This is a genomic window from Aquimarina ulvae (genome assembly GCF_053613295.3).
Map to the genome: position 1 here is coordinate 66,470 of NZ_JBSIBP030000005.1, position 24,482 is coordinate 90,951.

Here is a 24,482-nt window from a genome sequence, read left to right on the forward strand (position 1 = left end):
TCACCTAGCTACAACTCTTCTAATACTTCTCTCATTGCTTTTGCTTTGATCAAACATTCTTCATATTCTTTATCAGGATCCGATTTGGCAGTAATAGCACTACCAACTGAATATGATATATATTGCTTACCCTGATTATACAAAATACTTCTAATGACTACGTTAAAATCAAAATCTCCGTTGGGTGTAAAATATCCTACTGCACCACTGTATAGCCCCCTTTTAGACACTTCAATATCTTCTATAATCTCCATAGCCGAAATTTTTGGAGCACCAGTCATACTACCCATTGGAAATGTGGTTCTGATAACATCAACCGGAGAAGTTCCTGAATCAATCTCTGAAACCACTGTTGATATCATCTGATGCACTTGTTTAAACGTATACACTTTACATAGCTCTTCGACCTTTACAGTGCCATTGAGCGCAGTTTTGGAAAGATCATTTCTAACCAAATCAACGATCATTACATTTTCAGCCTGTTCTTTTGGGTCTTGTTCTAATGCAGATACCAATTTTTTGTCATCTACAAGAATCTCGGATCGCTCGGCAGTCCCTTTGATCGGTTGAGAGATAATTTTATTTCCCTCTTTTCGCACATATCGCTCGGGAGAAGCAGATAATAAATAGTGTTCACTATTCCTAAAAAAAGCTGCAAAAGGAGGTTTAGAAATTTGATTGAGATGATAGTATGTCTCTAGTGGTGCAATACAACTATTTTCTGCAAAAAACTCTTGGCAAAAATTTGCTTCATAAATATCTCCTCTGTTAATATGAGCAAGCATTTGCAAAATTTTCTGTTTATATTCATCTTTAGTGATTCGCAAACTAATTTTAACCTTGCCACACTTAGAATCTGTATTAGAAAAGTCAAGGGAGGAAGGAAACGTCTGAATCAACCTGAAATCCTCTTCTATTTCATCATCTATCATTCTTAAGTATTGCACTTCTACCCTATCACCTTTAATGAGAAAAATTTTCTTAGGTTGTAAAAAATATAAATCTGGAAAATTTAAATTATCAGGATTACTGGAAACCAATTTTTCAGTATCATTTTTAAGATCATATGATAAATATCCAAAAATCCAATCTGAAGTTTGTTCTTGATATTCTTTTAGCCTGTCAAAAGAGGAGTGTTGATCTGTTTTTATTGAAGTAAAAGCATCCACTGCCAAAATAGCATCATAACTGGAATATTGTTGGGAATACCCATTAGAATCTAACCACATAATTTCCTCAAATTGCTGTGCCCATTGCAATAATTTGATTTTAAATTCTGAAGTGTTTTCTAACGTATATATTTTGGTACTGCGCACAAGCTATTTGATTTGTTGGGCAAAAGTACTTAGAACATCTTTCAATCCCAACAAAAGAGTTTCATCAGTAACTTCGTTATTTTCTAAAGAAAAGTTGGTGTGAAAGGATGGAAAGCTAAAACTTTCAATGATTTCTCCACCAAATCTTGGTAGTACATTTTTTGCATATTCTAAAGAGTTTATTCCACCTCGTTGACCAGGAGAGGTACTCATCAACAATATTTTTTTGCCTTCCAAGAAATTACGATCCAACCGAGATAACCAATCAATGACATTTTTGAAAAAAGCACTCCAACTACCGTTATGCTCATTTACCGAAATGATCAAGGCATCGGCCTCAGATATTTCTTGTTTTAACCCTAAAGTCATGCCAGGAAATCCTTGATTCTTTTCCTCATTCTCGCTATACATAGGCATTGGGTAATTAACCAGTTTTAACACTTTAACTTTATGATTCGTTATTTCTGAAGCAATATATTCTACTAGTTTCTGATTAATCGATGTACTACTATTAGAACCTGCAAAGGCAAGTATATTTTTCATTATGGATCCTATTTGTATCCAAAAGTAACTAAAATCAATGCCTCCACAAAAACAAATAATAATAGGCTAAATTATTGAGAATTCTTACACGAACTGTATCTTTATGAGTATGAATTTTTAAGGATCATTCATAAACTGAACTTGAAGTTTTGTTGTTGTTGTTGTTGTTGTGTAATTAAGGCTTGTTAAATCTACACATTTTAAGATTAGCATATGATGCTAGTTTATCAATATTTAATCAAAAACGGATTTGGATGAGTCTATTATAATATAAAAAAACACAGAATTGTACGCTTTCTATTTTAGATAATTTCAGAATCAAAATAATGAAACCAAAAGACCAGATTTTCTTTGGTGAATCTTAAAATAATTTATAATAAAACTGAAGTAGGATTAACTATGCAAATTCTAATAAAAGGATTGATATTCATTAAATCCAATTGTTGACGATCAACTAAAATATTTTAAAACGAAAACTTTAAGTAAACAGTTTCTTTTAAATAAAAAATCCAATCACTTGTGTGATTGGATTTTTTGTCGGGGTGGCAGGATTCGAACCTGCGACCTCCGCGTCCCAAACGCGGCGCGATAACCGGGCTACGCTACACCCCGAAAAAAGGTTATCCTTTTGCGGGTGCAAATATAAGTAAACTCTTTTAGTAAAACCTACTAAGTTTACTTAAAGTTTTATTTCAATATTCGTTTTAATTGAAGCTCTAACAAATACCCTAGTTTATTATAGCATTCTCTTATTCTTTCTATGTCTCCAAACTCTCCATATGCGTAGTTTCCGATTACTTTAGGTGCCTGTGTATTATACACATATGAATCGGGTTGATCAGTTTTTACGAATCGCAGTGTCGCTTCTAGCTTCCCTTCTTCCCTACCAACATCTGCTTTACCTCCATAACCAGTATATATCCAATCCGCTTCCACTATTAGCGTATAATCTGTAACTTCTTCGGTAGTTACGAACTGTAGTTCACTATATTTTTTTAATCTTTCACTTACTCCTGCAATAAAGGCATCTCGCCAGGTTTCTTTTTTGGCTAACTCATAGTTCTCTAACCATTCTTCTCCTTTATGTGTATCAATGTTACCATATTTCTTCTTCATGTTTTCAATAAATTCTTTTTCGGGATGGAGGCTATAAATAATCAGATCCTCCGGAAAAGCAAGTTTTACTGCAATCTTAGTCTCACTTTTTAAAAATTCTAATTTATTTTTATCTATTTTGATTCTTTGTGCAAAAGATACCGCACTGAAAACCGTTAGAAAAAAGAAAAAAATAATTCTAACCATGATAATTATTTTGATTTCGCTTTTGATTGAGATACAATTATAAGTTATTTTTAAGAATCAATCCTATAATAGTTTCCGATATTTGATAAAAAATCCCTTTTGAATAAGAAACTTGCGCTTCTTTTTTTCTTTATCAGTTATATGTTAAATGCCCAATTTAATGTATCAGGGCATATCATAGATAACTACACATCTTCACCCCTAGAGAATGTTACTATAGAAGATATTGAAACTGGTCACAAAGTATTTTCTAAAAACGATGGTACTTTCAAAATTAGAAGTAATGGAACGCTTCAGGTTTCCTTTACTGGTTATATTACTAAAAAAATCAAGATTACTAATGACCAGAATATCACCATATCACTAGTTCCTGAGCTCTATAAATTGCAAGAAGTATTGGTTAGTAGTCAATCAATTCCTATCCAAAAAAAATATGCAACCGATGCCGTAAACATATTGAATACGAATGAACTTAACAGAGGAAACACCATAGAATTACATCCTATTTTAAATAAAGTTCCGGGAGTATTTATGCAAAGTGGAACTTTAAATACAAACCGAATCACAATCAGAGGAATTGGTGCCAGAAATCTATTTGGCACAGCAAATATCAGAACTTATTTTGGGGATATCCCGCTAACAGATGGTAATGGGGAATCTTCTATTGAAGACCTTGAGTTAGCTTCACTTTCAGAAATTGAAATCCATAAAGGCCCTTCTTCCAGTTCATATGGTGTTGGACTTGGGGGAACCATCTTGCTAAAGCCAGACTTTACAGGTTTTCAAACAACAACGGGATCCTTTTCTAGCTCTTTAGGAAGTTATGGTTTAAGCAGAAATATTTTGAAAATTATAACCGCAACAGAACAATCAAATCTTACCATTATTTACAGTAACAACCAATCAGAAGGATACCGAGATAATAACACCTACAACAGAAATACTATCACTGCAACGTCTAAGGTAAAAATTGGACAAAAAAACAACCTTACACTACTCGCCAGCTATGTTAATTTAGAAGCAGGAATCCCCAGTTCTTTGGATCAAGAAGATTTTGAAAACACTCCCAGACAAGCTGCTTTTACTTGGGGTAGATCTCAGGCGTTCGAAGATGTAGATTATGGAATTCTCGGTCTTACCTGGAAGCACAAGTATACTTCTGATTTTTCTCATCATACCAGTATCTTTAGTGCTTTCAGAAATAATGATGAATCAAGACCTTTTAATATTCTTAAAGAAACATCAAACACCATTGGTATCCGAAGCAGAGTTGTTGGCAATTCGACTATTTTCAAAAAAAAATGGAACTGGACTGCTGGTGGTGAACTTTTTCTTGATTTTTATAATAGCAAAACCTTTGAAAATTTATATGAGGTGTATCCAATTGGGACTGGTAGTGTATCTGGAGAACAATTGTCTGATCTGGATGAAAAAAGAAATTACTACAATCTTTTTGCAGAAACTAATCTAAAACTCAATAACAAAATCCAACTGAATTTTGGGATACACCTCAATCAGACATTCTTTACGATTGAAGATACTTTTTTAGTCAATGGCGATGATAGTTCAGGGAAATTTGATTTTGATCCTATTTTATCTCCAAAAGCTGGGATAATCTACACCCTAAATATGCATTTCATATTATTTGGAAATATAGCTCATGGGTTTTCTACACCAACTACCACTGAATCCTTATTACCAAATGGAAAATTTAATTCAGAAATACGACCAGAGATCGGATGGAACTACGAACTAGGCGCTCGATACAAATTAATAGAAGGCAGACTGTTTGGTTCATTTTCGGTGTATACATTAAGAGTCAAAGATTTGTTGGTGGCTAGAAGAACAGTAGAAGATAATATATTTGCAGTTAATGCCGGTAAAGCAGTCCATAATGGTATAGAAGGATCTCTCCAATTTAGCATACTTAAAAATGATCAAGCACAGTGTAACCTATTTATAAATGCAACTGTAAACGATTATAAATTTGATGAATTTGTAGACTTAGAAACAGATTACTCGGGCAACGATCTTACCGGTGTACCTTCTTATGTGCTAAACACCGGAATTGATTGGATTTCAGAAAAGGGAGTCTATGGAAATATTAATTTTCAAATTGTTGATAAGATTCCTGCAAATGATCAAAACACTATTTTTAATAATCAATATGAATTATTACACGGTAAAATAGGATATAAAAAGGAACTTGGTCAACATATCTTGTTTGATCTATTTGTAGGAGCTAATAACATTTTAGATACTTCATATGCCTCTCAGGTTCAAATTAATGCTCAAGGGTTTGGTGGAAACTTACCCAGATATTTCTACCCAGGCTTACCTTTTAATATGTATGGAGGCATTAACATAAAATATAGACTATAAAAAAAAATTATTTGTACTTTTCAGAAGTAAACTCAATGATCATCATGAAGAATTTTATAATCCTAAAAATAATATTATTAAGCACGCTGGTTTCCTGTGCTCAGGAAAAGAAAAATGACATACCAATTCAACCAGATCCAAAAAATTATGTTACAGAAGTTGTGGTTCCAGATTTGCAAATTCCGTGGGGTATGGTTTGGCTTCCGGACGGAAGTATGCTGATTACGGAAAAAAGTGGTGAATTAATTCACTTTAAAGATGGGACTAAAACACAAATTGCTAATGTTCCTGAAGTATACAACCGTAATCAAGGAGGGCTATTAGATATAGAAATACATCCAAAATACCTTGAAAATGGATGGATTTACATGACATACTCTTCCAAAGAAGGATCGGAAAAAGGAGGAAATACTGCATTGATTAGAGCAAAACTAGAGAATAATAAACTAGTTTCTATTGAAAAATTGTATAAAGGAACACCTAATACAACTCGTGGACATCATTTTGGATCCAGAATAGAATTTGATAACGAAGGGTATCTGTATTTTTGTATCGGCGATCGAGGCAATAGAGATGAAAACCCACAAGATATTACCAGAGATGGCGGAAAAATATATAGGATAAACGACGATGGGAGCATTCCGAAGGATAATCCTTTTATTGATGAGGACAACTCAAAAAAAGCTATTTTTTCCTATGGACATAGAAACCCTCAAGGCATGGCAATCCACCCTGTTAGTGGTAAAATATGGGTACACGAACACGGGCCAAGAGGAGGTGACGAAATTAACATTATACAAAAAAGCGTCAATTATGGATGGCCAGTGATCACCTATGGAATTAACTATAGTGGATCTTCTATTACCGATATAACTTCGAAAGAAGGAATGGAACAACCAATATACTATTGGATTCCTTCAATTGCTCCTAGCGGAATGGACTTTGTTACCAGTAAAAAATATCCAGATTGGAAAAATGACTTATTAGTTGGCTCTTTAAAATTTCAATATTTAGAATTAGTCGAATTAGATGGTGATAAAGTTACTGGACGGAAAAAAATTTTAGAGGATATAGGCAGGGTTCGTAATGTACGAGAAGGTCCCGACGGATTTATTTATGTCGCTGTAGAGAATAAAGGAATTATTAGAATCATCCCAAAACCTTAATTAATGCTTGTAAAATTGAAAAGAAAAAAACGCCTAAAACAAATACTAATCCTAGAGATAATTTCGATTATATGCTGCATTTCGGTGTTAGCCAAACCACGAACATCTAATACAGCATATATAGCCAGCATGAATCCAAATTACCAAGAAACCACACTTGCTAAAAGTATTGCTCATGGGGAAGAAATTTATGTGGATTTTTGTATGCAATGTCATTTACCGAATGGAAAAGGGACTCCAAAAGTTTTTCCTCCTTTAGCAGGTTCAGATTGGTTAATCAATAAACGTAAAGAAAGTATCCATTCGATTAAATTCGGTTTAAATGGACCAATAAAAGTTAATGGACAACCCTACAATAGCGCGATGACCTCATTGGGACTGGAAGACGATGAAATTGCAGATGTCATGAATTATATTATGAATAGCTGGGGGAATAAACAAAAGAAAATGGTGACCACAGAAGAAGTTGCCGCTATCAAAAAATAAAAAAATTAGGTTTTTGTTTTGCCTTGATATTAAGATACTTTCTCATAAAACATATAACAAGCTACTTGCTCTTTACGTTAACATTTTTGATATGACGACAGAACAACTTCATTAAATTTGTTTTAATCGCGATTTATGAGATCTCTTCTATTTATTATGTTATTTTCTTTAAGCTTTATAGCCTATAATCAAGAAATAGATGATATCTCACCAAATAAGTATCGATTTAGATACAAGTCCGAGGTTTTTAAAGGTACCCGATTGCAAATCACCGCACAACTTAGAACTATAAAAAATAGCCCGAAGTTTTCTGGAATACCCGAGGAAATACAAGTAGGGCTTAATAAACTTTTTAAAGATGCTAAAAGCCAGCCACTACCCAGAAGGTATCGTAAGAACGCTATTAGATTCCTAGATGCCTTATATCATTACGAAGAATTTGTCATCATGTATAACGGTGCTTTATATGAAGTAATAGAAAAGCTGAAAAGAGATATGAAACGCATCGATTTTAAACTAGAGCGACAATATATAAAGTCCAGAACCTTGTTAGATCGTTCAAAAAAAAGAGATTCATCTAATAGCATACAAATAAATTATTTAACTGAGGAGCGAAGAAAAAGCCTAATCCGATTAGCCTGTCACCGCTGGATGAAGAAGAAATTCGATTCTTACAAAGGCATAGATATGGTAAAAAACCCCGATCAACTTATCAACGAATTTAAAAGAGCCGAAGCTGCTTATATCTTTTCCTTATACGGAAAAGAAAATGTAGACGAAATTAAAAGGTATCTTGAAAACGAAATTATTGATTTTTACTATAATAAAGCAATTGTCAAAATCGATCCAGAAAAACTTGAACTTCAATACATCAACAAATATAACTAGCTAAAAATAATTTTGTTGAGATTATTTTACTAGTTTGCGTATCGATGTCTTCACTTATCAAAAAATATAGAGTAATTGGGTTAATGTCTGGAACTTCTTTAGATGGTCTTGATATTGCCTATGCTGAAATAACCAAACATGTTAATTTTTGGTCATTTTCTATTGAGAAAACTAAAAGCATTGATTACGACAAAAAGCTTAAATCCAAATTAAAAAATGCAGTAAATATTGATACTGCTAGCCTTATAGCATTTCACAATAATTATGGAACTTGGTTAGGTGAACAAGTCAAGGAATTCATTGACCACCATGGGATATATTTGGATTTTGTTTCAAGTCACGGACATACTGTATTTCATCAGCCCGAAATTGGAGTAACCTATCAAATTGGTTCAGGTCAACATATAGCAAATGCTTGCAATCAAAAAGTAATTTGTGATTTTAGAACCAATGATGTTGCACTAGGTGGTCAGGGAGCGCCGCTAGTACCTATTGGGGATATGTTATTGTTCCGTGAGTACGATTTTTGTCTCAATTTAGGAGGCATTAGCAATGTTTCTTTTGATCTTGATGGAACGAGAATTGCTTACGACATTTCTCCTGCTAATATGTTATTAAACCTTATTTGCACTAAAATAAATCTTGAGTTTGATGATAGAGGCAAACTTTCCAGAAGAGGACGATTGAATACTAAAGTATTAAAAGCTTTGAATAGCCTGCAATTTTACGATAAATCATATCCAAAATCATTAGGATACGAATGGTTCTTAGAAAAGGTAGCGCCGATCATTAGTAATACCAAAGATTCTGTAGAAAATTTATTACACACAGCTGTGCATCATATAGCAGAACAAATTGCTTTGTCGATAATAAGGACCGGCAAACAAAACTCATCGCTTCTCGTCACTGGCGGAGGTGCCAAAAATGATTTTTTAATAGAAACATTACAACAAAAATTAGAAAGATGCTCTTCGGTCGTCATTCCAGAAACATATATAGTCGACTTCAAAGAAGCCTTGATTTTTGCCTTTATGGGTGTTTTAAGAGATAGAAATGAAATCAATTGTCTTCATACTGTTACCGGTGCAAAATGTGATTCTTCTTCAGGAGTAATATATTATCCAAGTTAATTTTCACTTCGTGACCCCATTCCACAAAAACTCTATCGCTCAAAAATGCGATAACTCAATAACTATTTCTAAATTTGCTCAAAAATTATTGGGAATGCTTATTATTGGTATCGCTGGAGGAACAGGTTGTGGAAAAACGACGGTTGTAAATCAAATTGTAAATGAATTATCAGAAAATGAAGTCTGTGTAATTTCACAAGACTCATACTATAAAGATACTAGCCATCTAAGATATGAAGAAAGAACTAAAATCAACTTCGATCATCCACAATCCATCGATTTTGAGTTATTGGGTGAACACTTGAAAGCACTTAGAAAAGGTGAAATTATTGAACAACCAGTCTATTCATTCGTAGAACACAATAGAACTAAGGAAACAATTAAAACAAAGCCTAGTAAAGTAATTATCGTAGAAGGTATTTTGATACTTACAAACCCACAAATCCGTGAGATGTTTGATATTAAAATATATGTACAAACGGATAGTGACGAACGGCTAATTAGACGCTTAAAACGTGATATAGCAGAAAGAGGTAGAGATATGGAAGAGGTTTTAGATCGTTATCAAAATACCCTAAAACCTATGCATCAACAGTTTATTGATCCAACAAAAGAGTTTGCTGATTTAATAATACCAAACAACAACTACAATAACGTAGCTATAGATATTGTCCGTACGATTGTAAAGGAACGCTTGAATTAACTTTTGTACCTTTATAATTTAAAAAACTGATCTAAATTGAAGCTAAAACGCTATTTTGAAAAGCTAAGAAATACTCCTGCGCTGATACCGGTTTTTGCCATATTTTTTAATAAGTATGTGCTCATAACCCTCGTATTTGTGATATGGATTCTTTTTCTGGATACAAATTCCTGGCTTATTCATAGAGAATTAGATGAAGAAATTAAAGAACTAAAAGACAATAAAGAATATTACAAGAAAGAAATTGTTAAAGATCAAAAGGATATTAAAATCCTGAAAGATAGCAATGAACTGGAAAAGTTTGCCAGAGAGGAGTATTTTATGAAGCGAGATGATGAAGAAATTTATATAATCGAATACGAAGACAGTATCCCTAAAAAAGAAAAAAATGACTAAAACATTGTTTGATGATTTTGATGAAGTTTCTGCCAAAGAATGGAAACAAAAAATTCAGTTCGATTTAAAAGGAGCCGATTACAACGAAGCATTAATTTATAAGTCATTAGAAGGAATTGACATAAAACCTTTTTACAACGAAGAAGATATTGAAGATATTTCTGTGATCAACAAAAGTATCTCCCACCCTTCTTCTTGGAAAAATTCAATTAAAGTTGATGTTACAGATGCAGTCGCAGGAAATGCAAAAGCTTTGGAGGCTATTAAAAAAGGAGCAGAAAGTATTTATTTTGTGATCTACAAAGAAGACGTTGATCCATCGGTACTCTTTAGGAATATTACCAGAGAAACATCTATTCATATAGAAACGTTGTTTTTATCAACGGATTATATTAATAAATTAAATCTACTCGCTGATACGTCAGAACTTTCAATTCGTGTGCTAACCGATATCATTGGTAATGTAGCAAAAAGTGGTAATTGGTTCAAAAACCTAAAAGATGACCATGCCAAATTAGAAAACATAGTAAATAAAAGTACTCATCTAAAAAATATCATTAGTGTAGACCTGAGTTTGCTTCAAAATGGCGGTGCTACGATGATCCAGCAATTAGCTTATGGAATCGCCCATGCAAATGAATATCTCAACTATTTTCAAAATCAAGAGAATAATCCTTTTCTCGATAAACCAATAATATTTAATGTGGCTATTGGAGGAAATTACTTCTTTGAGATTGCTAAATTAAGAGCTTTAAGGCTTTTGTGGAATTCTTTGGCTGCAGAATATAATGTGTTGAGAAAATGTTATGTGTTCGCACATCCTTCACACAGAAATAAAACCATTTTAGATTATAATGTAAATATGCTACGTACTACGACCGAATGTATGAGTGCCATCTTAGGTGGAGCAGATACAATTCATAATTTGCGGTATGATGATATATATAACGAAGAAAATGATTTTGGTACAAGAATAGCAATAAATCAATTGTTGATTCTAAAAAACGAGAGCTATTTTGATATTGTAAATAATCCAGCATCTGGATCTTATTATATTGAAAGTTTAACGAATCAGTTGGCAGATAAAGCCTTGGTATTATTCAAAAACATAGAGAAAGCAGGAGGATTTTTGAAACAACTAAAAGAAGGAACAATCCAGAAAAAAATAAAAGAAAGTGCTGATAAAGAACAGGAACTTTTTGATAACGAAGAGCTTATTTTAACCGGAACTAATAAATACCAGAACACCGATGAAGTAACTCCAAGATTGCAGAAAAACCCTTTTCTAGAAATGGTACAGAGAAAAACTTTGGTAAATCCAATCATAAGAAGAAGACTGTGCGAAAAAATGGAGAAAAAACTACTATGACACAATTAATTCATAATTTATTGTTAACTTTCGCAAAAATTAACACTTAATCACCATTTATTTAACAAAACTAAATCTTAATCGATGCCCCTAATGATTAGATCTAGAATTAGATTAATAACTTTATTACTGCTAACATCCATTTGTTACTCCCAAAATGATTTTAACTGTCTTGGTGTAGATCGCAGTGGACTTTACTCTAAAGCTTTTGATTCTTTTGAAAATGATTTGTTTGCTTACTACAAATTTGGAAATGACTCCATAAAAACATACCGTACTTTTTTAGCTGAAGTAGCTAGTTTATCTTTGGATTTAAGAAAATTACCATCAGATAACTCCATTCAACTCGCGAGGGTTTTTAAAAAGAAATCAAATGATCCAAATTCCATTTGGGTAAAACTCAGTGAATACGAAAATCAAGAAGCTATAAAAAAACCATTACCACCTACTACCCCTTCCAATAAAGAAGAAGAAATTTTGATATTTAATTATAGAGGAGGTCTCATTCAATGTTTAAAAAACAACAGTGATAGTAATGACTTTAAAGATATTATAAACACATTAGAGGAAGATGGAAATGTAAGCACATCTCTCATTGCACAACGAATTTATTATATTACTGACAAAAAGTTTGGTACTCCGGAAATAAAAAAGTTTATAGCTTTTGATATTTATTACTCTATACTCATGGTGATCGAAAAAGCCTTTGGATAACGGATAATTTCAACATTCTCCACAAAACTGCTTACATAATTACCATTTTCTAAAATAGATCATTAATAAAACCGTAATTTTACATTTTTACTAATGATTTTCTTCAATGAGGATAAGACAACATCTTCTTATTGGTTCTTTATTAATTTTAATTTCTTGTAATACGGTGATACAGGAAACCCAAAATTGGATCGAAAAATCAAAGACTAATACTACAGAAATAGTAGAAGGCTCCTTTTTTAATTTACAAAATGAGACAGTTAAAACTTTTCTGCCAGAAGGATTTAAACAATTTTCGCTAGAGAAATATAGAAAGATACTAGACTCCTGTCTAACAACGGTACAAGTAAAAAATGAGATATTGCGATTAAAGAGTTTAAGGGACATTGAAGACTCTTTTTATCTATTCTTCAGCCCATCTACAAAGGCTATATATACCGTAAATACACTTCCGTTTATGAATTTTAGTAAACGGGATGCTAAGATGCTACTTTCTTTTATCAAACAAAAAAATAACCAAGTACGCCTAATGACTAACCTAAATTTTAAAAAACTTAAGGCTGCTTATATAAAAAATAAGGATTTTACCCTGTTCCGATCTATATTTCAGGTAGATAATCTAAAAGAAAATATTCGGGTTTTTAGTAATTTCTACATTATTACTGCCGATAAACAAACATTTATGATCAACCTCACAACTCCCTTCGAAATTAATTTTGATAGGTATATTGAAAAAATGAAGTTTTAGAAATGACTAGAAAAAACATCCAACATATTACACTTAATGATGAGCAAAAGACATCCAGAACTTATAAAGAAAAGAAAACTGTTACTACCTCAGAAGGAATTCAAATAAAGGCTGAATATGATCATAACGATATAAAAAATCTGACTCATCTAAATTTTGTAGCAGGAATTCCTCCTTATTTAAGAGGTCCTTATTCGACTATGTATGTCAGAAGACCATGGACCATAAGACAATATGCAGGGTTTTCTACAGCAGAAGAAAGTAATGCTTTTTATCGTCGAAACCTTGCTGCAGGACAGAAAGGATTGTCGGTTGCTTTTGACCTTGCTACACATCGCGGATATGACAGTGATCACGAAAGAGTATTTGGTGATGTAGGAATGGCTGGAGTTGCCATTGATACAGTCGAAGATATGAAAGTACTCTTTGACCAAATACCCTTAGACAAGATGTCCGTATCGATGACCATGAATGGAGCAGTTTTGCCCATAATGGCTTTTTATATTGTAGCGGCAGAAGAACAAGGAGTCGATAAAAAATTGTTATCAGGAACTATTCAGAATGATATTTTGAAGGAATTTATGGTACGCAATACCTATATTTACCCTCCCACTCCATCGATGCGTATTATTAGTGATATTTTTAGATATTGCTCTAAAAACATGCCTAAATTCAATCCAATTAGTATTTCGGGTTATCACATGCAAGAAGCGGGAGCAACTTGCGATATTGAATTAGCATATACCCTAGCGGATGGTTTGGAATATATAAGGAAAGGAATAGAAGCAGGATTAGATATTGACTCTTTTGCTCCACGTTTATCATTTTTCTGGGCAATAGGAATGAATCATTTTATGGAAATTGCCAAAATGCGAGCTGCACGTATGTTATGGGCTAAACTAATCAAACAATTCAATCCCAAAAACCCGAAATCCTTAATGCTTAGAACGCATTGCCAAACCAGTGGATGGAGTTTAACAGCCCAGGATCCATTTAATAATGTAGCCCGAACCTGTATAGAAGCAAGTGCTGCTGCTTTTGGAGGAACACAAAGTTTACATACAAATGCCTTAGACGAGGCTATTGCATTACCTACAGATTTTTCGGCCAGAATTGCAAGAAACACGCAAATATACCTCCAGGAAGAAACACAGATCACCCGAACAGTGGATCCCTGGGCAGGAAGTTTTTATGTAGAATCGTTAACCAATAACATTGCTGAAAATGCTTGGAAACTGATAGAAGAAGTTGAAAAGTTAGGAGGCATGACAAAAGCCATAGAAGCTGGAATTCCTAAAATGCGTATAGAAGAAGCAGCTGCCCGCAAGCAAGCCAGAATTGATAGTCAACAAGATTTAATCGTTGGCGTTAACAAATTTCAACTAGAAGAAGAAGAACACATTGCAACATTAAAAGTCGATAATGAATCTGTACGAAAACAACAAATTGAAGGTCTACAGCAGGTAAAAAAATCAAGAGATGAAGCAGCGGTACAAAAAGCTTTACACAATTTAATCATAGCCGCTAAGGATGATGAGAAAAATTTATTAGCTTTAGCTGTCGATGCTGCCCGATTAAGAGCTACATTAGGAGAAATTAGTGATGCTTTGGAAAAAGAATTTGGAAGGTACAAAGCAGAAATTAAATCATTTACAGGAGTGTATGCAAAAGAAATAAAAAATGATGAATCTTTTAGCAAAGCAAGAGCTCTAGCTAACCATTTTGCCGAGCTAGAAGGCCGAAGACCCAGAATTATGATCGCAAAAATGGGGCAAGATGGTCACGATCGTGGCGCTAAGGTTGTAGCTACGAGTTATGCCGATGTAGGCTTTGATGTAGATATTGGACCGCTATTCCAAACACCAACAGAGGCGGCCAAACAAGCTGTAGAAAATGATGTGCATATTGTAGGCGTTTCATCACTAGCTGGAGGACATAAAACTTTGGTACCCCAAATTATAGCTGAATTAAAAAAACACGGAAGACAAGATGTTATGGTAATTGTAGGGGGAGTTATTCCTCCAGATGACTACGACTTTCTTTTTAAAGAAGGTGCCGTCGCTATTTTTGGTCCCGGTACCAAAATTAGTGATGCAGCTATAACCATACTTAACATATTGATTTCTACATTTGAGTAAAACTACTATAAGATCATAGTAGTACAATTATAAAAATGTTCCCCAATACCTATTAAAAGTTATTTACTATTAATGATTATAGTTAAATATCACTATGAATACAAAATTGAGTCTTTTAAAAAAAAGAATGTCTGTTATCCTAATTGATGAAAACAGAAAAAGCCTTTTAAAGATCATAAAAGAATCATTACTTTTTTGGATCATAAAGAAAGAAATTCCATATTTTTATTTTGGAAAATTTCTATATCGAAAAGAAGTTAAAAACTATAAAGATTATCTAAGCAGTAAGGAGGTAGATAAAATAACCTTATCAAAGAATCTCCATAAATTCCAATATTCATCAATTTTGAGAAATAAACTATCCTTTGCTTTATATATGGAGGAAAACAACCTCCCTACACCTAAATTAATCAGCTATAACTATAAAAATCGTTTTTACTTCAACACAATACTCCATTTCGTTAATTCAGAAGAAGAATTACTTCTTTTTATAGAAATGATCTTAAAAAAAACAAAAACTACGAGTCTATTTATAAAATCTACAACAGGAATGGGAGGAACGGGATGTTTTCTTCTAACTAAAAATAATCTAACAACGGAAGTAAAACAATATACAAATGAGATATTATCTAGTGAGTTTATTCATCAAGAATTTATAACACAACATCCTGAGATCAATAAGATTTACAAACACAGTATAAACACATTACGTTTTGATACATATATAGATAAAAAAGGAACAACACACATTTTATCAGCTTTTATGCGATTCGGATTTGGAGGTAGTTTTGTTGACAATGGTAGCTCAGGAGGCATGTACCTCTCGGTAGATTTAGAAAAAGGAAAAATATCAGGAAAAAGTCACCAACTTATGAAATATGGAGGAAAACAATTAGAAAAACATCCTGATACCGATACATTATTTGATGGGTTTGTAATTCCATATTTTCAAGAATCTATAATATTAATAAAAAAAGTGGTTTCATACATTCCAGATCGTATTATTGGTTGGGATGTTGCTATTAGCGATAGTGGACCAATAATTGTAGAAGGAAATGATAACAATTCCTTTATCACGCCAGATATAGCATATGGCGGTTATTTAAAACATCCAATATTTGAAGAAATACTTGAAGAAGCATAGTCCATAAATACATTATTTTAATATTATTGATATAATCCTTTCTTCTTTCTAAAACCCAAATCATTATGTTAAGAAACACATTATTCTGGATCGCGGATAGGTTAACAGGAAATAAAAAAAAGTCTCATTACAATGATATCAAATTCTTAATAACAAATAACACATCTGAAAAGGCAAGAAAAAGAAAAGAAAGATATTTAGATACTATTTTACAACATGCTATCAATACTGTACCATATTACAAAAATAAAAGGTGTTTAATTGATTCTTTCCCGGTAGTAAATAAAAATAGCATCAGAAATAATTTTATTGATTTTCAATCAGTAACTTATATAGACCAAAAGAAAAAAACAGTATCTACAAGTGGTTCTACTGGAACCCCTTTTAGTATGTATCATGATAAAAACAAAAGTATTCGTAATACTGCGGATAATTTATTTTTTTGGAAAGAAACAGGATATAAAATTGGCAACAAACTATACTTTTTTCGACTATGGAATGCTTTTAAAAAGAAAAGTTTTTTAGCACATTTTGCGCAAAATATTATACCGATTGATGTCTTCGATCTTAGCGAATCCTTTATCGATAATTTTTTAAACACCATACAGAAAAGCAAGAATAAACCCTGTTTATTGGGGTATGTGTCCGCTTTTGAGAAAATATGTAAACACTTGGATAGAAAAAATCCCAATTTCAGAATAACTTCGGTAAAATCAATCATAGCTATTTCAGAAAAACTAAATCAATACACAAAAGAATCTCTTAAAAAATATTTTGGAGTTGAACCACTTTCTAGATATTCTAATATCGAAAATGGAATAATAGCACAACAACCTAAAGGAAAATCCTACTTTATAATTAATGAAGCGAGTTATTATGTGGAAATCCTTGATATATATACAAATGAACAAGTGAAAAAAGGAGTCCTTGGTAGAATAGTAATTACAGACCTGTTTAATTACTGTACTCCAATGATTCGATATGACACAGGAGATCTTGGTTCATTTGATAGAATAGACGGAAAAAAAGTACTTACCCGAATTGAAGGAAGAAAAATTGATTGTATAAAAAACACTAAAGGTGAAATCATTTCATTTAATATCGTATTGATCGTAAACAAATATCCTCAATTAACACAATGTCAATTAATTCAAAAGAATGAAAAAGGATATGTTTTAAAACTTAATGCTGATAATAGCTTCAGAAAAGAAGAAGAACTCCTTTTTCATTTCAAAACCTATTTAGGAGGAGATGCAAATATAACAATAGAATATGTATCAGAAATCCCACTACTAGCATCAGGCAAAAGAAGAGTAATGGTAAACGAAATGGTTGAAGTCTAGCAAAACAATGCAAGCATCTTTTACGAAATTCTTATAAATATTAGTAAATATAAGCTTACCTATTCTTACATTCTAATCAAAAATGATTACGACTCTAAGAGTATTTAATTAAACTCAAAGATTTGCATTTGAAATTGTGATATATTTGTTCTGTAAAGATCGAGATTAATATTTCGTTATATTTAAAAAGCTATGCACGCATAGCTTTTTAAATATAAATTATAACTTTCACCAAAATAAAGATATACAAAAACAAAACATATGAGCTATACTGACAAAATGCTTCGCGATGGAGCACTGGAAGGAAAAAACATCGTGGTTACCGGAGGTGGTAGCGGACTTGGGAAATCAATGACTAAATACTTTATGGAGCTTGGCGCTAAAGTGGCCATTACTTCTCGTAATCTCGAAAAACTACAAGGCACTGCAAAAGAACTTGAGGCAGAAACCGGAGGCAGTTGCTTGCCAGTTCAATGCGATGTGCGGCATTATGATCAGGTGGAAGCGATGAAGGATCAGGTTTTAGAAGCATTTGGATCCGTAGATATATTATTAAATAACGCTGCAGGAAACTTCATCTCTCCTACAGAACGTTTATCGGCTAATGCATTTGATACCATTATAGATATTGTCCTTAAAGGAACAAAAAACTGTACACTTGCTTTTGGTAAACACTGGATTGATACAAAATATGAAAATACAAATGTATTAAATATAGTGACCACCTATGCATGGACGGGTTCTGCCTATGTGGTTCCAAGTGCTACTGCCAAAGCTGGAGTATTAGCCATGACAAGATCACTTGCCGTAGAATGGGCGAAATATGGAATGCGTTTTAACGCAATTGCTCCCGGACCTTTTCCGACAAAAGGCGCTTGGGATCGTCTTTTACCAGGTGATATGAAAGATAAATTTGACCTCTCTAAAAAAGTACCTTTACAACGTTTAGGAGAGCATCAGGAATTAGCAAATTTAGCAGCGTATTTAGTTTCTGATTTCTCTGCGTACGTTAACGGTGAAGTTGTCACTTTGGATGGCGGAGAGTGGTTAAAAGGAGCTGGACAGTTTAATTTACTAGATCAAGTTCCTGAACAAATGTGGGATATGCTGGAAGCAGCGATCCGTGCCAAAAAGGGTAAATAATTTATTTTAGAAAAATAGGCGAAATTTTAGTGAATATGAGGGTTCTTCTCTGATATTCACTTTTTTTTTGAAAAAAACCAAAAATTAAGAGGTAACATCTTTGGTACAAAAGACACTAATAATTAGATGCGAGCATATTTAAATAACATGCAGTACCTAAAAATAAAATCTATTAGTACAAATGAATTATGGAATTCCATAACTAATAGACTTATCAATTTGTTATTCAACTAAAAAAATAGTTCAATAACAAATGTTTTAACTATTTTTACCAAAATGAAATAAATTAATTCATACTAATAATTCATCAATGAAGAGAAAAACAATTTTTAACACATTCATAGGAGCACTTTTATGTAGTATTCCACTTGTCGGAATTTCTCAAACTACTACTAACAAAGAACTTGGAGCAGCTACTGATGTAAAAAATGAAGCTAAAATTCCAGTGGATCCTAACGTGAAAGTAGGGAAATTAGATAATGGTCTAACCTATTACATCCGTAACAATGGAAAACCCGAAGACAAAGTAGAATTACGACTTGTTGTAAACGCTGGATCTATTTTGGAAAATGAAAATCAGTTAGGCCTTGCTCATTTTATGGAGCACATGAACTTTAACGGAACTGAGAATTTCAAAAAGAACGACCTCATTGATTATCTCCAGACTATTGGTGTTAAATTTGGAGCGGATCTTAATGCTTACACAAGTTTTGACCAAACAGTTTACATCCTGCCTATCCCTAGTGATGATCCTGAAAAACTGGAAAAAGGATTTCAGATTATCGAAGATTGGGCGCACAATGCAGAACTTACTGAAGAGGCAATTGATGGAGAAAGAGGTGTTGTACTAGAAGAATACCGTCTTGGTAAAGGCGCTAATGAGCGAATGCTACAAGAATATTTACCGATCATAGCATATAATTCTAAATACTCTGAACGTTTACCAATTGGTACAAAAAAGAACTTGGAAAATTTCAAATATGAAGACGTTCGAAGCTTTTATAAAGACTGGTACAGGCCAGATTTAATGGCTGTTGTTGCCGTCGGGGATCTTGACGTAGCTACATTGGAAAAAAAGATAAAAGACCATTTTAGTGGCATCAAAATGCCTAAAACCCCTAAAAAAAGAGAATCATATGACACACCTAATCACGAGGAAACCTTAATAGCAGTAGTTTCAGATAAGGAAGCATCCAACTCAATTGTCAGATTAATATATAAGGATAGAGAAATATCTGAACCGATGACCACAGTATCCGATTATAGAAAAAATATAATTGAAGGAGTTTTTACTCAAATGATGAACAACCGTCTTAATGAGTTAAGAAACAAACCTAACCCACCATTTGTATTTGCAGGAAGCAGTCACAGCGGAACTTTTGCAAGAAATAGGGATGCCTACCAATCATTTGCCCTCACATCAGAAACCGGACAATTAAATGCCCTAAAAACAATTCTACAAGAAAATAAAAGGGTTCAAAAATATGGCTTTAAACCTGGCGAAATGAAACGTGCTAAAAAAGAAATAGCTGCCAATTGGGAAAAGCAATTTAAAGATATGGATAAGAGAGAGTCTGCGCGTATCATCGGAGAGTATATAAATAACTACTTGCAAGAAGAACCAATTCCTGGAATCGAATGGGAATATGAATATACTATGTCACAATTACCTACTATTACATTAGAGGAAGTAAATGGCTTGATTAAAGATTTTTTACACGATGACAACAGAGCTGTCGTAATGACTGGACCAGAAAAAGAAAGTCTAAAGCAAGTAACAAAAGAAGAGATCCTTTCCTTATTAAAAGAAGTAGAAACTTCAGCGATAGAAGACTATAACGATAAAGAAGTCCGTGAGAATTTAATCGAAAAAATGCCTGCTCCAGGAAAAGTTATATCTTCTAAAAGGAATGAAAAACTAGATGTTACTGTATTGGAATTAAGCAACGGAGCAAAAATCACCTATAAGAAAACAGATTTTAAAAATGATGAAATATTGTTCTCCGCATTTAGTTATGGAGGAAGCTCTTTGTACAGCAACGAAGACTATATGCAAATAGCATACGGTAGCAGTAGTGTTACTCAAACTGGTTTAGGCGGTCTTTCTCTAAATGACATGAATAAATTTATGTCTGGTAAAATTGTTAGACTACGCCCTTATATTGGAGGAATCTCTGAAGGATTTAACGGGTCGACAACTCCTAAGGACCTTGAAACACTGTTTCAGCAAGTATATTTATACTTTACAGATGTAAATAAAGATGAGAAGGCTTTCAGATCAGATCTGGAAAAACAAAAAGGTTTTTTAACAAATTACCTTTCTAATCCTCAGAACTATTTCCGTGAGGAATTTAATAAATTTCAATTCGGGAAAAACCCTAGATATACCGGTTTTCCTACTTCTGAAAAATTAGACGCTGTAAATTATGAACTAGCTTATAAAAAATATAAGGAAAGATTTGCGGGTGCAGGTGGTTTCAATTTTTATTTTGTTGGAAATGTTGATGACACCAAACTAAAAGAATATGCAGAAAAGTATATTGCTAGTTTGCCAGATATTGGTAAAAGTGAAGCCTACAACATAACTGATTTTAGACCTCTATCAGGTGCTCACGAGAAAACAGTATATAAGGGTAAAGATCCTAAAAGTTCTGTAAATATTATTTGGAGAGGCGAGACAGAATATAGTAAATCAGAGGATTTAGCTATGAAAGCCCTAGGAGAAATTCTTTCGATAAAATTAATCGAAAAACTTCGTGAAGAAGAGGGAGGCGTATATGGCGTTGGTGCTAGAGGTAGACTCAATAAACTACCTTATGGAAGTTATAATTTTAGTATTAGCTTTCCTTGCGGACCTGAAAATGTAAAAAAACTAACGGATGCTGCCATTAAGGAAGTAAAAACCATTATAAACGAAGGACCAACGGAAAAAGATTTAAATAAGATTAAAGAATCTAGATTGTTAGATTACAAGGAAAAAAGCAAACAAAACTCTTTTTGGTTAAGCAATCTTCAAAACGCTGATTATAATCAAACCCCTATAGAAATTGGAGAAACTTATGCTAAAACTATTGCTAAGTTATCCAAACAAGACATTCAAAACGTGGCCAAAAAATATATAGACACAGGGTATATTTTAGGCGTATTAATGCCAGAAAAAAAATAATTTAAACATAATATATGATCCAAAGGCCATCAGTTTCAGCTGCTGGCCTTTTTTATTAGAAACTGTTAATATTTTTCATTTTTATAATGTATAATTAATTGTATTTTTATCGCTTAAATCCAAATCTCCCCCAATGGGTAAAATAATAGCGATTGCCAATCAAAAAGGTGGTGTTGGTAAAACAACCACTTCTGTAAATTTAGCCGCTTCTCTAGGAGTATTAGAGAAAAAGGTATTACTAATAGACGCCGATCCTCAAGCCAATGCCACTTCAGGATTGGGTCTGGATGTAGAAAGTATTGAAAAAGGAACCTATCAAATTCTGGAACATACTATTAAACCTGCAGAAGCCATTTTAGAAACCAACTCTCCTAATGTAGATATCATACCAGCACACATTGATCTGGTAGCTATTGAGATTGAACTGGTAGATAAAGATGAACGAGAATACATGCTAAAGAAAGCTGTAGAAGGACTTGCATCGGATTACGATTATATTTTAATAGATTGTGCACCATCTCTCGGACTACTTACACTAAATGCGCTTACCGCATCAGACTCTGTGATTATTCCGATTCAGTGTGAATATTTTGCTTTGGAAGGATTAGGAAAATTGTTAAATACAATCAAAAGTGTTCAGAAAATTCATAACCAACAGCTGGATATCGAAGGGTTACTACTAACTATGTATGATTCGAGATTGCGATTATCCAATCAAGTGGTTGAGGAAGTACAGAAACATTTTAACGAAATGGTTTTTAAAACAATCATTCAGCGAAATATACGTTTAAGCGAAGCACCTAGTTATGGTGAGAGTATAATAAATTACGATGCTTCTAGTAAAGGTGCCAGTAATTACTTAAGTTTGGCGCACGAGATTATAAAGAAAAATAGTTAAGGATTCATGGCGAAGGCAACAAAAAAACAAGCTTTAGGTAGAGGGTTATCAGCTTTACTTAAAGATCCGGAAAATGATATCAAATCAGCAGATGACAAAAATGCTGACAAAGTCGTTGGAAATATAATAGAATTGGATCTCAACAGTATTGAGGTAAATCCCTTTCAACCACGTACAAGTTTTAATGACGAAACACTTCAGGAACTTGCGACTTCCATAAAAGAGATTGGCGTTATACAACCAATTACCGTTAGAAAATTAGATTTTAACAAGTATCAGCTAGTAAGTGGAGAGCGACGTTTTCGTGCATCAAAATTAGTTGGGTTAAAAACTATCCCTGCGTATATTCGTATTGCTAATGATCAGGAATCACTGACAATGGCACTGGTAGAAAACATCCAACGTCAGGATCTAGACCCTATAGAGATTTCATTATCGTATCAGAGATTAATTGATGAGATTCAATTAACTCAAGAACAATTAAGTGATCGTGTAGGTAAAAAAAGATCAACTATCGCTAATTACTTAAGATTATTAAAATTAGATCCTATTGTACAAACTGGTATTCGAGATGGGTTTATCACGATGGGTCATGGTAGAGCATTGATCAATATAGAAGATCAGCGACAACAGCTTGATATCTATGAAAAAATTATTGGAGATTCTTTATCCGTTCGTAACACTGAGAAATTAGTTCGGTCTTTACATAATAAAGAAGAAAATCCTACTACTGAAAAATCGGAAAGTAAAGCACCTCCATATATACTAAAAGGAATCAAAGATTTCTCTGAATATTTCGGAGCTAAGATTGATGTAAAAGTTTCCAGTAATGGACGAGGGAAATTAATCATCCCATTTTCTTCTGAAGAAGATTTTAAACGCCTAAAGAAACTTATTGATAGTGAAAACTAAGTCATTTTATATTATTTTATTCCTGTTTTTTTGTGTTCATACTAGTTTTTCTCAAGAAGAAAATGAGAGTGAAGAACTGAAAGTCGTTACAGAAGAGGTAGCTGTTAAAAAAAAGAAAAAAAGAAGTAAAAAAATAAGGCCTTATGAGCCTTTGGCTCCTGCTCGTGCGGCCTTTTACTCCGCTATATTACCGGGATTAGGACAAGCATATACCGGTAAATATTGGAAAATACCTATTGTATATGGTGCCCTAGGTACTGGTATTTACTTTTATATAGACAATAATAATATTTACAATGAGCTCAGAGATGTTTACAAAGCAAGGTTGTCTGGAGTTGATCCGAATAACCTTGATTTTGCTGGTTTTTCTGATGACCAATTGATTGATTTGCAAAGACGATTTAGAAAAGATCAGGAATTATCATTACTTATTACCGTAGGCTTATATGTTTTAAACATAATTGACGCCAATGTTACTGCTCATCTTCAACAGTTCAACGTTTCTAAAGATCTTTCGTTCGAACCTAAAATAAATTTTAATCAGTTTGATGCCAAACCGAATTATGGGATGTCACTAAACTATAGTTTTTAAAAC

Annotated in this window: 21 protein-coding genes and 1 tRNA gene; 18 read left to right on the top strand and 4 right to left on the bottom strand. The window is 33.1% G+C overall.

Annotated elements, in window-relative coordinates:
* Window positions 1-8: 8 nt before the first annotated feature.
* The 4 genes from ACWGOQ_RS12225 to ACWGOQ_RS12240 form a co-directional block, all read right to left on the bottom strand.
* A complete protein-coding gene (locus ACWGOQ_RS12225) occupies window positions 9-1,316 on the bottom strand; it encodes an anthranilate synthase component I family protein (RefSeq protein WP_452058435.1) in 1,308 nt (435 codons plus the stop codon).
* A gap of 3 nt (window positions 1,317-1,319) precedes the next feature.
* Window positions 1,320-1,859 (bottom strand): NADPH-dependent FMN reductase, encoded by a 540-nt coding sequence (locus ACWGOQ_RS12230; RefSeq protein ID WP_452058436.1) that lies wholly within the window; start codon window positions 1,857-1,859, stop codon window positions 1,320-1,322.
* Between the two features lie 537 nt (window positions 1,860-2,396).
* A tRNA-Pro gene (locus tag ACWGOQ_RS12235) sits at window positions 2,397-2,471 on the bottom strand.
* Window positions 2,472-2,546: 75 nt separating this feature from the next.
* Window positions 2,547-3,161 carry a hypothetical protein gene (locus tag ACWGOQ_RS12240; RefSeq protein ID WP_452058437.1) on the bottom strand — a complete coding sequence of 205 codons (615 nt, stop codon included), beginning with the start codon at window positions 3,159-3,161 and terminating at the stop codon, window positions 2,547-2,549.
* A gap of 99 nt (window positions 3,162-3,260) precedes the next feature.
* Here ACWGOQ_RS12240 and ACWGOQ_RS12245 point away from each other — a divergent pair, with 99 nt between their 5' ends.
* The 18 genes from ACWGOQ_RS12245 to ACWGOQ_RS12330 all read left to right on the top strand — a co-directional run bounded on the left by ACWGOQ_RS12245 (window position 3,261) and on the right by ACWGOQ_RS12330 (window position 24,479).
* Complete coding sequence (locus tag ACWGOQ_RS12245) at window positions 3,261-5,543, top strand: TonB-dependent receptor domain-containing protein (RefSeq protein ID WP_452058438.1); 2,283 nt, start codon at window positions 3,261-3,263, stop codon at window positions 5,541-5,543.
* A 44-nt stretch (window positions 5,544-5,587) separates the two neighbouring features.
* Entirely contained in the window at window positions 5,588-6,709 is a 1,122-nt protein-coding gene (locus tag ACWGOQ_RS12250) for a PQQ-dependent sugar dehydrogenase (protein ID WP_452058439.1), read from the top strand.
* 3 nt (window positions 6,710-6,712) lie between these two features.
* A complete protein-coding gene (locus ACWGOQ_RS12255) occupies window positions 6,713-7,195 on the top strand; it encodes a c-type cytochrome (protein WP_452058440.1) in 483 nt (160 codons plus the stop codon).
* A gap of 135 nt (window positions 7,196-7,330) precedes the next feature.
* Entirely contained in the window at window positions 7,331-8,083 is a 753-nt protein-coding gene (locus tag ACWGOQ_RS12260; RefSeq protein ID WP_452058441.1) for a hypothetical protein, read from the top strand.
* Between the two features lie 44 nt (window positions 8,084-8,127).
* Complete coding sequence (locus ACWGOQ_RS12265; protein WP_452058442.1) at window positions 8,128-9,213, top strand: anhydro-N-acetylmuramic acid kinase; 1,086 nt, start codon at window positions 8,128-8,130, stop codon at window positions 9,211-9,213.
* A 94-nt stretch (window positions 9,214-9,307) separates the two neighbouring features.
* On the top strand, window positions 9,308-9,916 hold the full coding sequence (gene udk / locus ACWGOQ_RS12270; protein ID WP_452058737.1) for a uridine kinase: 609 nt from the start codon (window positions 9,308-9,310) through the stop codon (window positions 9,914-9,916).
* Window positions 9,917-9,952: 36 nt separating this feature from the next.
* Window positions 9,953-10,312, top strand: coding sequence for an FtsB family cell division protein (locus ACWGOQ_RS12275; protein WP_452058443.1), 360 nt, complete (start codon window positions 9,953-9,955; stop codon window positions 10,310-10,312).
* Window positions 10,305-11,681 carry a methylmalonyl-CoA mutase subunit beta gene (locus tag ACWGOQ_RS12280; protein ID WP_452058444.1) on the top strand — a complete coding sequence of 459 codons (1,377 nt, stop codon included), beginning with the start codon at window positions 10,305-10,307 and terminating at the stop codon, window positions 11,679-11,681. Before ACWGOQ_RS12275 ends, ACWGOQ_RS12280 begins: the two co-directional genes overlap by 8 nt.
* Before the next feature lie 93 nt (window positions 11,682-11,774).
* Window positions 11,775-12,395 (top strand): hypothetical protein, encoded by a 621-nt coding sequence (locus tag ACWGOQ_RS12285; RefSeq protein WP_452058445.1) that lies wholly within the window; start codon window positions 11,775-11,777, stop codon window positions 12,393-12,395.
* Between the two features lie 106 nt (window positions 12,396-12,501).
* A complete protein-coding gene (locus ACWGOQ_RS12290) occupies window positions 12,502-13,143 on the top strand; it encodes a hypothetical protein (protein WP_452058446.1) in 642 nt (213 codons plus the stop codon).
* A gap of 2 nt (window positions 13,144-13,145) precedes the next feature.
* The gene (scpA, locus tag ACWGOQ_RS12295) at window positions 13,146-15,281 is read left to right on the top strand and encodes a methylmalonyl-CoA mutase (protein ID WP_452058447.1); all 2,136 of its coding nucleotides are present in this window, start codon (window positions 13,146-13,148) and stop codon (window positions 15,279-15,281) included.
* Between the two features lie 94 nt (window positions 15,282-15,375).
* Complete coding sequence (locus ACWGOQ_RS12300; protein ID WP_452058448.1) at window positions 15,376-16,425, top strand: sugar-transfer associated ATP-grasp domain-containing protein; 1,050 nt, start codon at window positions 15,376-15,378, stop codon at window positions 16,423-16,425.
* Between the two features lie 65 nt (window positions 16,426-16,490).
* A complete protein-coding gene (locus ACWGOQ_RS12305; protein ID WP_452058449.1) occupies window positions 16,491-17,768 on the top strand; it encodes a CoF synthetase in 1,278 nt (425 codons plus the stop codon).
* Between the two features lie 261 nt (window positions 17,769-18,029).
* On the top strand, window positions 18,030-18,911 hold the full coding sequence (locus tag ACWGOQ_RS12310) for an SDR family oxidoreductase (protein WP_452058450.1): 882 nt from the start codon (window positions 18,030-18,032) through the stop codon (window positions 18,909-18,911).
* A gap of 310 nt (window positions 18,912-19,221) precedes the next feature.
* A complete protein-coding gene (locus ACWGOQ_RS12315) occupies window positions 19,222-22,077 on the top strand; it encodes a M16 family metallopeptidase (RefSeq protein WP_452058451.1) in 2,856 nt (951 codons plus the stop codon).
* Window positions 22,078-22,210: 133 nt separating this feature from the next.
* The gene (locus ACWGOQ_RS12320) at window positions 22,211-22,975 is read left to right on the top strand and encodes a ParA family protein (RefSeq protein ID WP_452058452.1); all 765 of its coding nucleotides are present in this window, start codon (window positions 22,211-22,213) and stop codon (window positions 22,973-22,975) included.
* A 6-nt stretch (window positions 22,976-22,981) separates the two neighbouring features.
* Window positions 22,982-23,887 carry a ParB/RepB/Spo0J family partition protein gene (locus tag ACWGOQ_RS12325; RefSeq protein ID WP_452058453.1) on the top strand — a complete coding sequence of 302 codons (906 nt, stop codon included), beginning with the start codon at window positions 22,982-22,984 and terminating at the stop codon, window positions 23,885-23,887.
* Entirely contained in the window at window positions 23,877-24,479 is a 603-nt protein-coding gene (locus tag ACWGOQ_RS12330; protein WP_452058454.1) for a DUF5683 domain-containing protein, read from the top strand. Before ACWGOQ_RS12325 ends, ACWGOQ_RS12330 begins: the two co-directional genes overlap by 11 nt.
* Window positions 24,480-24,482 lie beyond the last annotated feature (3 nt).